Annotated in this window: 15 protein-coding genes and 1 pseudogene; 3 read left to right on the top strand and 13 right to left on the bottom strand. The window is 71.8% G+C overall.

Translation table 11 applies throughout. The features are described from left to right. Positions 1–19: 19 nt before the first annotated feature. The 11 genes and pseudogenes from ABGB06_RS09530 to ABGB06_RS09480 form a co-directional block, all read right to left on the bottom strand. Positions 20–565 carry a Uma2 family endonuclease gene (locus ABGB06_RS09530; RefSeq protein ID WP_347587262.1) on the bottom strand — a complete coding sequence of 182 codons (546 nt, stop codon included), beginning with the start codon at positions 563–565 and terminating at the stop codon, positions 20–22. Between the two features lie 44 nt (positions 566–609). Next, positions 610–990, bottom strand: a complete 381-nt coding sequence (gene crcB, locus ABGB06_RS09525) for a fluoride efflux transporter CrcB (protein ID WP_347587260.1) — start codon at positions 988–990, stop codon at positions 610–612. Then, positions 987–1,448 carry a CrcB family protein gene (locus tag ABGB06_RS09520; RefSeq protein ID WP_347587258.1) on the bottom strand — a complete coding sequence of 154 codons (462 nt, stop codon included), beginning with the start codon at positions 1,446–1,448 and terminating at the stop codon, positions 987–989. Before ABGB06_RS09520 ends, crcB begins: the two co-directional genes overlap by 4 nt. Before the next feature lie 775 nt (positions 1,449–2,223). Beyond that, positions 2,224–3,207: pseudogene (locus ABGB06_RS09515) on the bottom strand (rod shape-determining protein); the annotation flags it as partial. An 88-nt stretch (positions 3,208–3,295) separates the two neighbouring features. Continuing rightward, on the bottom strand, positions 3,296–5,236 hold the full coding sequence (locus ABGB06_RS09510) for an ABC transporter ATP-binding protein (protein WP_347587256.1): 1,941 nt from the start codon (positions 5,234–5,236) through the stop codon (positions 3,296–3,298). 69 nt (positions 5,237–5,305) lie between these two features. Then, positions 5,306–6,286 (bottom strand): DUF3048 domain-containing protein, encoded by a 981-nt coding sequence (locus ABGB06_RS09505; RefSeq protein ID WP_347587254.1) that lies wholly within the window; start codon positions 6,284–6,286, stop codon positions 5,306–5,308. Between the two features lie 46 nt (positions 6,287–6,332). After that, positions 6,333–6,689: a hypothetical protein gene (locus ABGB06_RS09500; protein WP_347587253.1), complete on the bottom strand. Its 357-nt coding sequence runs from the start codon at positions 6,687–6,689 to the stop codon at positions 6,333–6,335. Between the two features lie 146 nt (positions 6,690–6,835). Further along, entirely contained in the window at positions 6,836–7,660 is an 825-nt protein-coding gene (locus ABGB06_RS09495) for a hypothetical protein (RefSeq protein ID WP_347587252.1), read from the bottom strand. 44 nt (positions 7,661–7,704) lie between these two features. Next, entirely contained in the window at positions 7,705–8,229 is a 525-nt protein-coding gene (locus tag ABGB06_RS09490) for a hypothetical protein (RefSeq protein WP_347587250.1), read from the bottom strand. Positions 8,230–8,430: 201 nt separating this feature from the next. Then, positions 8,431–9,315 carry a hypothetical protein gene (locus tag ABGB06_RS09485; RefSeq protein ID WP_347587249.1) on the bottom strand — a complete coding sequence of 295 codons (885 nt, stop codon included), beginning with the start codon at positions 9,313–9,315 and terminating at the stop codon, positions 8,431–8,433. After that, positions 9,309–9,872 carry a hypothetical protein gene (locus ABGB06_RS09480; protein ID WP_347587247.1) on the bottom strand — a complete coding sequence of 188 codons (564 nt, stop codon included), beginning with the start codon at positions 9,870–9,872 and terminating at the stop codon, positions 9,309–9,311. The genes ABGB06_RS09485 and ABGB06_RS09480 overlap by 7 nt, the downstream gene beginning before the upstream one ends. A 220-nt stretch (positions 9,873–10,092) precedes the next feature. On the opposite strand from ABGB06_RS09480, the gene ABGB06_RS09475 reads away from it, so the two are divergent. Together ABGB06_RS09475 and ABGB06_RS09470 are read left to right on the top strand one after the other, a co-directional pair. Beyond that, on the top strand, positions 10,093–11,226 hold the full coding sequence (locus ABGB06_RS09475) for a glycoside hydrolase family 43 protein (protein WP_347587245.1): 1,134 nt from the start codon (positions 10,093–10,095) through the stop codon (positions 11,224–11,226). A gap of 357 nt (positions 11,227–11,583) precedes the next feature. Then, on the top strand, positions 11,584–11,820 hold the full coding sequence (locus tag ABGB06_RS09470; RefSeq protein WP_347587243.1) for a DUF397 domain-containing protein: 237 nt from the start codon (positions 11,584–11,586) through the stop codon (positions 11,818–11,820). A gap of 129 nt (positions 11,821–11,949) precedes the next feature. Here ABGB06_RS09470 and ABGB06_RS09465 read toward each other — a convergent pair whose 3' ends face one another. Next, positions 11,950–12,441 carry an ATP-binding protein gene (locus tag ABGB06_RS09465; RefSeq protein WP_347587241.1) on the bottom strand — a complete coding sequence of 164 codons (492 nt, stop codon included), beginning with the start codon at positions 12,439–12,441 and terminating at the stop codon, positions 11,950–11,952. Between the two features lie 385 nt (positions 12,442–12,826). Between ABGB06_RS09465 and ABGB06_RS09460 the strand changes: the two genes are divergently transcribed. Further along, positions 12,827–13,666 (top strand): helix-turn-helix transcriptional regulator, encoded by an 840-nt coding sequence (locus ABGB06_RS09460; RefSeq protein WP_347587546.1) that lies wholly within the window; start codon positions 12,827–12,829, stop codon positions 13,664–13,666. Between the two features lie 37 nt (positions 13,667–13,703). Here ABGB06_RS09460 and ABGB06_RS09455 read toward each other — a convergent pair whose 3' ends face one another. Beyond that, positions 13,704–14,315, bottom strand: coding sequence for a PadR family transcriptional regulator (locus tag ABGB06_RS09455; RefSeq protein ID WP_347587239.1), 612 nt, complete (start codon positions 14,313–14,315; stop codon positions 13,704–13,706). Between the last annotated feature and the right edge of the window lie 60 nt (positions 14,316–14,375).

The raw sequence follows: 14,375 nt of genomic DNA, 5'->3' as shown, positions 1-14,375 counted from the left end.
GCCCGACGGGCCGCTCCGCTCAGACCCGCAGGAACTCGGAGGAGTCCAGCACCAGTGTCCGCTCCGCGACCGGGATCTCGATCTTCTCCCCGAACGCGCCGATCACCGTGTGCTGGTACTCCCCGTCGGCCGGACGGGTGAAAAGCGTCCACCGACCGGTGAGGAGGTTGACCACGAGGTAGGCGGGGATGCCGCGTAGTGCGTAGTGAGCCGCCTTGGTGTGGTAGTCGCGGTTCGCGCTCTCCGGGGAGACGACCTCCACGACGAACGGGAGCAGGCTCTCGTCGTACTCAACATCACCTGGTTCTGACTGGTCGCTGGGCACCGCCCCGGCATCCGGCTCGGGCCGGTAGCCATCCCGTGCCGGCACGATCCGGAACTCGCCGACCGCGGTCCAGCCCGGAAGCCCGGCCTCGATCTGGTTCTCGATGCGCCGCTGCGTGGTTCGGTGCGCACGGGTGATCGGTACCAACGTCAGTCCGTTCGTGGTGAGCCGGAGCCGAAGACCCTTGGGCAGCTGGACCTCGTCCTGGGCGTATGACATCCAGTCCTGGGTGACTGCCACTGCTACCTCCTGGCCAGGCTCGTTCCAGCATAGCGACGGCCGGCCTACCCCCACACGGCCTCGGCGAGGGTCAGGCCCGTGACGGTGGCGCCGAGGCCGGCGAGGACGCTGAGGGCGACGTTGGCGGCGGCCAGCCAGCCGGCGCCGCGTTCGGCGAGGCGGACGGTCTCGTAGGAGAACGTGGAGTACGTGGTCAACGCGCCGCACAGGCCGGTGCCGAGCAGCAGCCGCCACTCTGTGGAGGCCGCACCGGCGGCGACCGCCCCGGTCAGCACGCCGAGGATCAGGCAGCCCGCCACGTTGACGCAGAGGATGCCCCACGGGAAGTCGGAGGCGGTGCGCAGCCGCAGCCGCAGCGTGCGGTCGGTCAGGTAGCGGAGCGGGGCGCCGACCATGCCGCCGACGACGACCAGCAGCCAGCTCATCGTTCGCGCCGTCCCCGGCGCCGGGCCGTCCGGGCGACGGCCCGGGTCGCCGCCATCGTCAGCCAGGTGGCGGCCAGCGCCGCGACCACGGTCAGCGCCAGGTACCCGAGCGCGGCCCGCGCCCGTTCGGCGTCCAACAGGTCCGCCGCGCCCTGGCTGTAGGTGGAGAAGGTGGTGTAGCCGCCCAGCACGCCCGTGCCCAGGAACGGCCGCAGCAACCGGTAGGGCCCTGGCCACACCTCGAAGGTGAGCACCATCAGCACGCCGATCAGGGCGCAGCCCGTGACGTTGACCCACAGCACCGTCCAGGGCAGGCCGCCCTCGGGGGTCGGCCACAGCCGGCCGGCGCCGTACCGGGCCGCCGAGCCCAGGCCGCCGCCGCAGGCGATTGCGGCCACCACGGGTCCCTGACCGCGCCAGGCGGCCGGCGTATGGCGGCGCGACGCGGGCTCGTCCATGGCCCGCGATGCTACGTCAGGCCGCGGACGGCTCGGCCTCGGCCTCGGGTTCGGTCGTCGGCTCGGTGCCGTCCGTGCTGCCGGCACGCCCGGTGCGGCGGGAGCCGCTCGGCGGCGCGGCGGACGCCTCCCCCGGGGCGGCCTCCGCCTCGGCCCGCGGCTCCGCCTCGCCGTCGGATCCGGCCGTGGGCTGGGCCGCCGACCGGGTCCCGGGCTCCGCGGTGGCTTTCGGTGCGGCAGGCGCCCCGGTCCCCGTACGCACCGCCTCCGCCGGGGAGTCGGCCCGTGTCGAGGGCTTCGCCTCGGACGAGGCTTCGGACGGGATCACCGACCGCTTCGCGGCCGGTGCCTCCGGTCCGGCTCCGGACGCGGCCGCGGGCCGGTCCTCCGTGCGTGGCTCGGCGCGTGCCGCGGCTCGCCGCGCGGGCGCGGGCTCCGCCTTGGCCCGCTTCCGGTTCCGCCGCCGTCCGCGCGCCTCGGCGGGTTCGGCGGTCTTCCCTCCGGGATCCGACATGGCGCCCGCGACGGCGGCCGGCACGCCGTCGTCGGAGCGTCCCTTCCCACCGTCCTTCGCCCACTCCTTCGCGCCGCCGTTCACCGGGACCTTCGACCCGGACCCGGACCCGGACCCGGCACCGGTGGCTTCCCGCTCGGCGGCCGTCTCGGCCGCCCCGGCGCGGGCGCGTCGGGCCGACCTGTCCGCGCGCCGCGCGGACTTCGCGGACCTACCGGCCTTCGCCGGCTCGTCCGGCGCGGTCGCCGGCCGCAGGCCCATCTCCACCAGCGCGCCGAGGCCGCGCACCGCGCACAGGCTCGGATCGGAGGCCACGCTCACCGGCATCCCCGTGCTCTCCCGGATCGTGCTGTCCAATCCGGGCAGCACCGCGGCGCCGCCGGTCAGCACCACTCCCCGGTCCACCAGGTCGGCCACCAGATCGGGCGGGCAACGGTGCAGCACCGCCCGGATCGCGTCCAGCAGCGCGACCAGCGGCGGCATCACCGCGTTCCGCAGGCACTCCGGATCCACCCGGACCATCCGGGCCAGTCCGGTGACCACGTCGCGCCCGTGCACCTCGGCGACCTGGTCGGCCGAGGAGTTCAGCGCCGTGTGCAGCGGGCGCACCGCCTGGTTGGGCAGCAGCAGCTCGTGCTGGTTGCGCAGGTGCGCGATCAGCGCGCGGTCGATCGTCTCGCCGCCCATCTGCACCTTCTCGGCCGCCACGATCGACCCCAACGACAGCACCGCCACCTGCGTGGTCGCCGCACCACACTGGATGATCATCGTGGCCTCCGGATGCTGCACCGGCAGCCCGCAGCCGATGGCCGCCGTGATCAGGCTGTCCACCAGCTCCACGCGGCGGGCGCCGAGCCCGATCAGCGTCTCCAGCGCGGCGCGCCTGGCCAGCGGATCGGCGTCGTGCGGGATGCACGCCGCGGCGCGCAGCAGCGGTCTGCGCCGCCAGGCGCGCCGCAGCTTGCTGCCGACCATGGCGCGGACCATGCGCTGGGCCATCTCGATGTCCACGACGGTCCCGCCGTTGATCGGCCGGACCACCCGGATGTTCGCGGGCGTGCGCCCGGCCATCCGCTCGGCGGGCGCGCCGACCGCGATCAGCGCCCCGTTGCGGGTGTTCACGGCGACGACGGACGGCTCGTCGACGATCAGCCCCGTGTTCTTGAGGTACACGCGGGTGCGGGCCGCGCCGAGATCGGCGGCGATCGTGCAACGGCGGAGATGATCAAGTCTGAGGGTCGTCATACTGGCCATGCTCGGCGCCCGCTCCCGTCGCCGCCCGTCCTGGTGCGCCGACCGGGGGAGCGGAGAGCGAGCGCCGAACCACGGTCCGTCAGGCGTTGACCTCGGCCCGTGGCGGAGCGTCCGGTTCCGCGGCGGGACCCTGGTCGAACTGGGTCCGGTACAGCTCCGTGTACCTGCCGCCGGCCGCGAGCAGCTCCTCGTGCGTGCCCCGTTCCACGATCCGGCCCCGCTCCACCACCAGGATCTGGTCGGCCGCCCGCACCGTGGACAGCCGGTGCGCGATCACCACGGAGGTGCGCCCGGCGAGCGCCTCGGCCAGCGCCTCCTGCACCGCCGCCTCCGAACTGGCGTCCAGATGCGCGGTGGCCTCGTCCAGGATCACCACCCGGGGCTGGGCCAGCAGCAGCCGGGCGATGGTCAGCCGCTGCCGTTCGCCGCCGGAGAGCCGGTAGCCGCGTTCGCCCACCACCGTGTCCAGGCCGTCGGGCAGCGCCGCGATCAGCTCCGCCAGCCGGGCCCGCCGCAGCGCGTCCCACAGCGCGTCGTCGTCCGCGTCGATGGGGGCACCTCCCGGGCCCCCATGGGCCCGGGGGAGCGCCAGCCGCAGGTTGGCGCCGATGGTGTCGTGAAAGAGATGGCCGTCCTGGGTGACCATGCCGACCGTCTCGCGCAGCGAGGCCGTGGTCAGCTCCCTGACGTCCACGCCGCCCACCCGCACGGTCCCCGCGTCCACGTCGTAGAGCCGCGGCGTGAGCTGCGCGATGGTGGACTTGCCGGCGCCCGAGGAGCCGACGAGCGCCACCATCCGGCCGGGCTCGGCGCGGAACGACACCCCGTGCAGCACCTGCTCGCCGCCCCGGGTGTCGAGCGTGGCGACCTCCTCCAGGGAGGCCAACGAGACCCGGTCGGCGGACGGGTAGGCGAAGTCGACCGACGCGAACTCCACGGACACCGGCCCTTCGGGAACGGGTCGGGCGTCGGGGCGCTCCTCGATCAGCGGCCGGAGGTCCAGCACCTCGAACACCCGCTGGAAGCTGACGAGCGCGGTCATCACCTCCACCCGGGCGTTGGCCAGCGCGGTGAGCGGGGCGTAGAGCCGGGTCAGCAGCATGGCCAGGGAGACCACGGCGCCCGAGTCGAGGCCGCCGCGCAGCGCGTGGAAGCCGCCGACGCCGTAGACCAGGGCCAGTGCGAGCGCGGACACCAGCGTGAGCGCGGTGACGAAGACCATCTGCAGCATGGCGGTGCGGATCCCGATGTCGCGGACCCGGCGGGCGCGCACCAGGAACTCGGCGGACTCCTCCTCGGGACGCCCGTAGAGCTTCACCAGGGTGGCGCCGGGCGCGGAGAAGCGCTCGGTCATCTGGCTGCTCATCACCGCGTTGTGGTTGCTCGCCTCCCGGGACAGCTGGGCCAGCCGGGTGCCCACGCGCCGGGCCGGCAGCACGAAGCCGGGGAGCAGCAGCAGCGCGAGGACGGTGATCTGCCAGGAGATCGAGAGCATCACGCCGACGGCGAGCAGCAGCATCACGAGGTTGCTCAGCACGCCGGAGAGCGTGTCGCTGAACGCGCGCTGCGCGCCGATCACGTCGGAGTTGAGGCGGCTGACCAGGGCGCCGGTGCGGGTCCTGGTGAAGAACGCGATCGGCATCCGCTGCACGTGGTCGAAGACGGCGGTGCGCAGGTCGAGGATCAGCCCCTCGCCGATCCGCGCCGACAGCCACCTGGCCAGCAGCCCGATCCCGGCCTCGGCGACGGCGATCGCCGCGATCAGCAGCGCCAGCCGGACCACGGTGCCCTCGGCCCCGCCGTCGCTGATCACGTTCACCACCCTGCCGGCGAGCACCGGCGTCGCGACGGCGAGCAGCGCCGTGCCGACGCTGAGCACCAGGAACAGCGCCAGCTCCCTGCGGTGCGGGCGGGCGAAGCGGGCGATCCGCCGGAGCGTCTCCTTCGAGAACGGCCGCTGGTCGTCCTTGGCGTGCCGCGCGTTGTACATCGCGTTCCAGGCCGCGATCTCCATACTCATGGAGGCAGAGCCTAGAACCTCAACATAACTTGAAGTCAAGGACGACGAGCGGCGCGCCGGTTCCGGAGGTCACTTCTGCTGGTAGACCACCCACACCGGGCCCGTCGCGAAGCGCATCGGGTCGCCGTCCGGAGTGGTGAACTCGGTGCCGTCCTCGGCCGACGGGCGGGACCACTCCGCATCGTAGGCGCGGCCGTCGCGGAGCACGGTCGCGGTGCCGGACCCGGTGGTCTCGGTGTACGGCGTGTACGCCCCCGTGACGTCGTGGTACTCGGACTCGCGGATGCTCACGTCCTGCACGACGACCGTCGCCGGGGCGGCGTCGGTGGCCTGGCCGTCCAGCGCCACCTGCCACCGTTCGTCGTCCGCCGACCAGGTGAAGGTGAAGCCCGCCGCTGGCAGCGACACGTCGTACTTCCGGGTGGCCTCGCCGCCGCGCGCCGGGGGCTCCCCGAAGCGGAAGCCGATGTCCGACGCCTCGCTGGCGTCGAGCGCCGCGTCGAGCAGGGCGGCCGGATCGCCGTAGAGGTTGTACGGGGCGGGGCGGTCGCTGCCGCGTGAGTACCCCTCGGGCGCGACGTCGGGCGGCACCGGGAACAGCGAGGCGTCCTCGAAGAGCGGCTCCAGGGCACCCTGGATCCCGGAGTAGGCGAAGGCCGGTTCGCCGAACTGCTCCAGCAGCTCCAGATCGGACTCCCGGCCGCTGCGGACCGGGCCCACCCGGTCCGGCAGGTCCTCGGAGTACACCGCGAGGAAGCGGCTGAGCCCGCCCTCGACCTGCTCCACGTAGACGATCTCGGCGTCCCCGAGGCCGGTCTGCGGCCGGGCGGCCTCGACGTTGTCGATCTTCACGGCGAGCACGGGCGAGGGGCCGTCGTCGAGCTCCTCGCCGGTGAACGGCGAGGTACTGCTGGCCTCCTCGGTCGGGTCGCCGCCGTCCTGGCCGCCGCCCCCGTCGCCGTTCTGCTGGGAGTCACAGCCGGCCAACAGGCCGAGCACCGCCACCAGCGCCGTCGCCACCGCGAACCGTGCGCGTGCTGTCCCGCTCATCGCCATCACCCCTCCCGACCAGTGCACCACGGGGCGGGCGGCCGCGCTACGCGGCGATGCCACCGTGCTGGGCGAGTACCACCCGCAACGCGTGGACGGCGGCCTGCACGTCCTTCGTCTGCCCCGGCATGACGACGTCGCCGACGTGGTTGCCCCAGCCCGGGGAGACGAAGTACTTGGTGCCGTTGATCACCAGTGACAGGTTCTTGCCGCGGGTGAGGGCGGTCCGCTTCCAGGTGATCTCCGGGATCGGCGCGCTGGCGATCAGCCGTTGATCGCTTCCGAGCAGGGACAGCACGCCCCGATCGACGGTGATGAACCCGTGCTGGGCCAGGGGACGCATCCCCCGCCCTATCTGCACCTGATCGAAGACGTACTCGGGCTGGTGTCCCGGGGTGGTCATGCGCCCCTCCTAGATCGAACGCGCGGGCTCCGAGCCCGCGAAGAGCACGCGCCATGCTACGTGGACATGCCACGTATGGACCCAGCCGGCCACGCGAAGGGCCGGGGCCGCACGCGGCGACCCCGGCCCTTCGTCGGTCAGGCAGCTCACCGCACGACGTTCGCCTGCACCTCGGTCACCGGGACGGTGGTCTCGTACCAGGGACTCTCGAAGGTCGCGGGGAGTCCCTCGGGCTCGATGACGTTGCCATCCTGTTCGAAGTGGACGTTGTAGACGAGTCGGGCGCGGGCCGGGTAACCGTCGGAGGCCCGGTCGTAGACGTGGGTGCACTCGTCACTCTCGGAGACGACGAAGTCGCATGTGATGGTGCCGCTGCCGTCGCCCGGGTCGACCTCCATGTGGTCGGGCTCGGCGACCGCCCGCACGCCGAGGGCCGCGGTACCGATGACTTCCCCGGCCGGAGCGCCGTCCGCCCACCACCAGGTGTCCACGAAGACGACCGACTCAGTGGGCGGGCTGAAGGCCAGGGTGAACTCCGGTGCGACGAGCGCTCCGTAGGCGTCCCAGGAGAGTTCCTCGATGGACGGCTCCTGAGGGGTGTACCAGCCCCAGTCGTCGTAGGTGGCGCTGCCGTCCGGCCCGTAGCACTTCTTGTAGATGTAGACCGAGTCGGGGGTGGGGGGCTCGGAGGGCCAGGTGTCGGGGGTGGGGTACACGGCCGAGGGAACATTGGCCCAGCAGGCGTTCTCGCCCTCGCACCAGGCGGGGCTGTAGCCAGCCACCGTGCTCATGTCGCACGCGGGCTCGCCACCGGAGCCGTCACCGTCTCCGTCGCCGCCGTTGGTTCCGTCGGATCCGTCCTGGCAGTGGTAGACCCACTTGCCGGTCTCGGTCTTGACCAGGGGACAGGGCTCCGCTGACGCGGTCTCCACGCCGCCAACGGTGACCAGGGCGGTCGCCAGGACGGCCATGGCCACCAGTCTGGCGAATAAGCTGGTTCTGTTTCGGATCGCGGTCAGCATGAGATGGTCGCCTCTTCCATCGCGAGGGTGTCGCCGATCAACCAACCGTCGGAGGAGCGCTCGGCAGCGACGACGTTCGGCTCACGAACGGTCAGGTCGCCTTCCACCTCGACCTCCTCGCCGTTCTCGTCCACGAACTGCCAGTCCGATTCGGACTTGCACGCCTCGATGATCGCCGTGTCCCCGTCAACGGTCACGGTGATGTCCCCGAAGGTCGGCTCCCCCTGACGGCGAATGCCCTGGGCGTGGTAGGCCTGCATGCGGCTGATCTCGGTCTCGGTCGCCGACTGGGTCGCGAGGCCCTCCAGGAGGGCGGGGTCGGGGTCGGTGCTGTTGTCCAGCTGGACCAGGGCATCCCAGTACGTCTCGTAGAGGTCCGTCAGCGCGGCGACGTCCGCCTCCTGACCCTCGTCGGCCCCGTTCTGTTCCTCGTCCGAACCGGAGGACTCGGTCTCGGCGCCCTCGATCGGCTCCTCACCGCCGTCGTCCGACGAGCAGCCGGTGATCATCCCCGTCATCGCCAACAGGATCGCGCCAGCCGCTAAGCCGCCCCGGATGCGTCCTGCGTCACTCAGCCTGGTAGTCACGGGCGTCACCTTAACGCGTGCGACCGACACGGAGGGAAGGCATCGTGGCCGGGTCGTGACGGGTTTCGTACGGAACGGGAACGGCCCTGCCGGGCGTGGCAGGGCCGTTCCTCGTGGTGCGATGCCGTTGCGTCAGCGCACGACGTTCGCCTGCACCTCGGTCACCGGGACGGTGGCCTCGTACCAGTTGCTCTCGAAGGTCTCCGGCATGCCCGCCACCTCGAGCGGGTTGCCGTTCTGCTCGAAGCGCACGTCGTAGACGAGCCGGGCCCGGGCCGGATAGCCGTCGGAGGCTCGTTCGTAGACGTAGCTGCACTCGTCGCTCTCGGAGACGGAGAAGTCGCACGTGATGGTGCCGCTGCCGTCGCCCGGGTCGACCTCCATGTGGTCGGGTTCGGCGACCGCCCGCACGCCCAGTGCGGCCGTGCCGATGATCTCCTCGTTCGTCGCGCCCTCGGCCCACCACCACGTGTCGATGTAGATGACCGACTCGGTCGGCGGGCTGAAGGCCAGGGTGAACTCGGGCGCCTGGAGGTTGCCGTACGCCTGCTGGACCAGCTCCTCGATGGAGGGCTCGTCGGGGTTGTACCACTCCCAACCCTCCTCGACGACGTTGCCGCTGGCGTCCACGCAGGACTTGTAGATGTACTCGTGGTCCTCGCTCGGCGGGTTGTCGGGCCACTCCTCCTCGGGCAGCACCGCGGGGATGTTCGCCCAGCAGGCGATCGAGCCCTGGCACCAGCGGGAGGCGTCGGGCTTGCCGATGCCCTCGACCAGGCTCAGGTCGCAGGTCGGCTCCCCGCTGCCGCTGCCGTTGTCCCCGTTGTCGCCGTCCTCCCCGGGGGTGGTGTCCTCGCAGACGTACACCAGCTGGCCCTGGGCGTTCTCCTGGTAGCTGCAGTTCGGGTCGGCCGTGGCGGTGGTGCGCAGCCCGAGCAGGACGACCACGGAGGCGGCGAGCGCGGTCACGGTGAGCAGTCGTATGGCGAGCGTGCCTCTGCCGGAGATCGTCAGCATGTGATGGTCGCTCCCTCGGTCGGAAGGGTTGCGGTGATCAGCCACTCGCCATCGGTGCGCTCGGCGGTGACCACGTTGGGGTGCGGCCGCTGAAGATTCTCGGGAACGGCGTCGGGGACCTCCCCGTTCCCGTCGACGACCCTCCAGTCGGCCTCGTTCTTGCACGCCTCGATGCGGGCGGTGTCGCCATCGATGGTGACCGTGACGTTCTCGATGGTCGGCTCGCCCTCGCGATGCACGCCGTTGTCCTTGAAGGCGCTCACCCGGCCGACCTCGGACTCCACCACGCCGGTGGTGGCGAGGCCGTCGAACAGTGACCGGTCGAGCTCATCCCCGTTCTCGAGTTCGATGACCGCGTCCCAGTAGGCCAGGTACAGATCGGCGACCTCGGCCTCCGCCGCGCTCTCGTCGTCGTTCTCGCTCTCCTCGGACGAGCCCGGCCCCGTCTCGGCGCCCTCGATTGGCTCGTCCCCGTCGTCGGAGGAGCAGCCGGAGACCGTCCCCGTCAACGCCAACAGGGCCAGGCCGGCGACAAGTCCGGTCTGAATCCGTCGCATTCCAGTCAAGGTGCTCTTCACGTCGGTCACCCTAGCGCGTGGTGATGTATAGGCGGGAGGACGCGGGTGACGACCGTGCCAGGGTCGTGACAATGCCGGGAACCGGCCATGAAGAAGGCGGAAGCGAGGCGGGGTTGACCGGGCGGAGGGGCGGCTTCTAGCTTCAGCGTGTCCGTAATTCCGAAATGCGTTCGAGATATCGGGCACATGAGGAGCCGCTATGACCCCCACATCCCCCACACCCCCCACGCCCCTCGGGCAACGCCGCCGGCGCCGCCGGCTCGCCGCGCTGCTGGCCGCCGTCGTCGGCTGCGCGGTCGCGCTGCTCGGGCCGGGCGGACCGGTCGCCACCGCCGACCCCACCGGCGCGGCGACCAGCGCGGCGGGTTCGGACCCCACGCCGACCGCCGCGTTCACCAACCCGATCGTCCCGGGACCCAACGGCGCCGACCCGTCGGTCGTCTACCACGACGGCCGGTACTACCACGTCGCCACCACCTGGGGCTCGCACTGGGAGATCCGCAGCGCCGAGACCCTCGGCGGCCTGACCAGCGCCACCCCGCAGACCGTCTACACGGAGTCCGAGCCCAGTCGGTGCTGCAACTTCTGGGCGCCGGAGCTCCACCTGCTCGACGGCCCGAACGGGCAGCGCTGGTACCTCACCTACAGCGCGGGGGTGGCCGAGAACATCGACCACCAGAACGTGCACGTGCTGGAGAGCGCGGGCACCGACCCCATGGGCCCGTACACCTACAAGGGGCAGGTCGACCCGTACGGTGACGACCGCTGGATGATCGACAGCACGTACCTCACCCAGGACGGCGAGCTGTATCTGCTGCACTCCTTCTGGGAGGGCGGCTCGCAGAACATCTACATCGCGCCGATGGAGAACCCCTGGACCCCGTCGGGGACGGGCGTGCGCATCGCCACGCCGACCGCCTCCTGGGAGCAGTCGGGCTCGCCGGTCAACGAGGGCCCGGCCATCCTGCAGCACGACGGCCGCACCTTCATGACGTTCTCCGCCTCGCACTGCGACACCCCCGACTACAAGCTGGGGCTGATGGAGCTGACCGGGGACCCGATGGATCCGGGCGCGTGGACGAAGTTCCCCGACCCGGTCTTCGAGCGCGACGACGCCGCCGGCGTCTACGGCCCCGGGCACAACCAGTTCTTCACCTCGCCGGACGGCAGCGAGACCTGGATGGTCTACCACGCCAACCCCTCGGCGTCGGACGGCTGCGGCAGCAACCGCACCACCCGCGCCCAGCCGGTGGAGTGGAACGCGGACGGGACGCCGGAGTTCGGCACCCCCGTCGCGCCGGGCGAGGAACTGGAGGGTCCCTCCGGAGAGTGACCGCCACCCGCGATCAACAGATCCGGGAGGCCCGGGAGGCCCCGGCGCGCGTGCCGCGTGCCGCGCCGGGGCCTCCCCGTGCGGCGAACTTGCTGTGCCCGGGGCTTAGTTGCCCCGGTTCGGGGAACCCGGTAGCTGCGGCATCCGTCTTCATCGTTGACACCCCGCGGCGCCCGCCGCGATCAGCGGTCCGGGACCGGCCGTGACGAGGCGACGACGAGGTGTTGTGCACGTGCATTATCCCGTGCATATGCACAGGAGCCGCGGTTATGATCGGCGGTGCTGGGATCCCATGACTCTGCGTGGAATCCGTGGGGCACCGACCGCCGAGCACCACCGCACGACCCGGGAGACACAGTGCCCGACACTTACAACGGCATGGCCGCCCATGAGATCCGGGGCGTGACCTGGCTGAAGAGCAGCCACAGCAACTCGCAGGGCACCTGCGCGGAGTTCGCCAGGCTGCCCAGTGGCGAGGTGGCGATGCGCAACTCCCGCTTCCCCGAAGGCCCGGCGCTCGTCTACACCCAGGCCGAGGTCAGGGCGCTGCTGCGCGCCATCAAGGACGGGGAGCTCGACCACCTGATCGTCTGACGAGGATCCGGCGCGGCGACTCCGTTGACGGGGGTCCTCGCGCCGGTGCCGCCGCCGGGTGACCGCGCGGCGTGCGGGACACGACGTGACGACGTGACGGGTCGCTTGCTCACATGACGTGACGGGGTGTCACAGCTTGAAGACGGCCCAGACCACCTTGCCGCGGCGGTCGCCGGTCAGCGGGCGCCAACCCCAGCCGTCGCTGAAACAGTCGACCAGGTGCAGACCGCGGCCGGACTCCGCCGCCAGGTCGGCGACGCCGTCCGCGCTCATCCGCGGCACGGCCTCACTGCCGTCCCGGACCGCGCATATCAGCCGCCGTGCGTACCGCATCAGTTCGAGCTCCACGGCCGAACCGCCCGTGGGCTGCCCGGCCCGGCCGCGCTGCGTGGCCTGGAGCGCGACGCCCACACCGTGCCGGAGCGCGTTGGTGACGAGCTCGGAGACCACGAGGGCCACGGCGTCGAACTGCTCGGACAGGCGCCAGCCCTGGAGCGTGGAGCGCGTGAAGTCGCGGGCCCGACAGACCGAATCGGCCTGCGCCGGTAGGCCGAGCGTTGCTGTCGAGGACGGTGTCCGCGTTTCGACGGAGGGGGACGGTTGCCCTAAATGGTCGAGCATGGGCGGTCCTTTGGTCCCCATGGCACGGCACTCCTGGCGATCGCGGCGGCACTGATGCAACGTGAGGGCCGGATCCACGGGGTAGCCCTCCCGTACCCCGCCTGGCCGGTGACGCGGCAGGGATGTGGTCGACGCCCTGGTTGCCCAACGCGCGGGACTCATGCTTCCCAACGCTCACGGCAAATGCAAGAGCAGCTGCACGTGCACGAAAAAATTTGATTGACCGTAATCGAACGGGCACCGTTCGGAGCGTCGCCATGGCAGACTTCGCACCGGCAGACCTGGAGGGCTGTGAGCCATGAGTACGCACAGGACAGCGGAGCACGCGGCCGGAGCCGCGAACATCACCAGCCTGGACAGTGCGCCGGACACGAAGAGCGGGTCCATGGTGCGGCGCATCCTCCTGGGCTCCCAGCTACGCCGGCTGCGCGAGGCGCGCGGCGTGACGCGCGAGGACGCCGGGTACGCCATCCGCGCCTCCGAGTCGAAGATCAGCCGCATGGAGCTCGGCCGGGTCAGCTTCAAGCAGCGCGACGTGGCCGACCTGCTCACCCTCTACGGCGTCATCGACGACGCCGAGCGCGCGCCGCTGATCGACCTCGCCAAGTCCTCGGGGCAGGCCGGCTGGTGGCACAGCTACAACGACGTGCTGCCCGGCTGGTTCCAGACCTACGTCGGTCTCGAGGCTGCGGCGGAACGTATCTGCACCTACGAGGTCCAGTTCGTGCACGGCCTGCTGCAGACCGAGGCGTACGCGCACGCCGTCGTCGTCAGCGGGCACCGCGGCCGGCTGGCGCGCCCCGAGGTGGACCGGCGCATCGCGTTGCGCCTGGAGCGCCAGAAGTTGCTCTTCTCGGAGCGCGCGCCGCACCTGCACTGCGTGCTCGACGAGGCCGCGCTGCGCCGCCCCTACGGCGGCCGGCAGGTGATGGACGAACAGCTGCGGGCGCTGCTGGAGTTCTCCGAGTTCCCGCGGGTCACGCTCCAGGTCGCGCCGTTCTCGCACGGCGGCCACGTGGCCGAGTCCGGCGCGTTCACGCTGCTGCGCTTCGCCGAGGACGAGCTGTCCGATCTGGTCTACCTGGAGCAGCTCACCGGCGCCCTCTACCTGGACAAGCTCGACGAGGTGGCCTCCTACCAGCGGGTGCTCGACGGCCTGGCCGGGGCCGCGCTCGACCCGGCCGAGACCCGGCAGCTGCTCAACGGCCTCCGCCAGGCGCTCTGAGGAAGCCGCGCACCGGCGCGCCTGGGCCGGACAGGACCTAGCCGAAGGGGTTGTCCATCCCCTCGGGCAGCACCTCCACGCTGCGCCGCCCCTCGCCGGCCATCACGTACGCCCCGCCCTCGAGCCGCTCGATGAGCCCGCGCGTCCACTCCGCGCTGCTCACCGCCGAGTGCACCCACAGCCGCATCACCTCGCCGATGTGACCCCACTCCGCCGGCGTCGCCTGCGGCGTCCAGTGCCTGTCCACCTCCTCGCGCCACTCCTCCAGCGTGGCGACCCGCTCGCGGAGCAGCGCGATGGCCTCCTCCCGCGGCAGGTCGACGATGAACCCGACGGCGCTGGTCAGCACGTCGACGCGCTGGTCGTGGGCGCGCAGCGACTCGCGCAGCAGCTCCAGGTACGTCTCCTCGCCCGCCGCGGTCAGCTCGTACTCGGTGCGCGGCGGGCCGCCGGCCGTGCTCGGCGCCGTCTCGTGCGCCAGCAGCAGTCCCTGCTTGGCCATCTGCTTCAGTGCGTGGTAGATCGACCCGGGCTTGGCCGTCGACCATTCGTGCGCGCCCCAGAACTCCAGGTCATTGCGCACCTGGTAGCCGTGCGCCCGGCCGTGCTGGCGCACCGCGCCCAGCACCAGCAGCCGCATCACCGACATCCGTCGCCCTTCCTCCTGGTTCGCGGGACTCCGTTGCCCCGGGCAGTCTCTCACCGCACC

The sequence above is a fragment of the Streptomyces sp. B6B3 genome (assembly GCF_039871525.1).
Lineage (GTDB): Bacteria > Actinomycetota > Actinomycetes > Streptomycetales > Streptomycetaceae > Streptomyces.
Note: the sequence above shows the minus strand (reverse complement) of the source record. Positions and strands in the feature narration are given on the sequence as shown.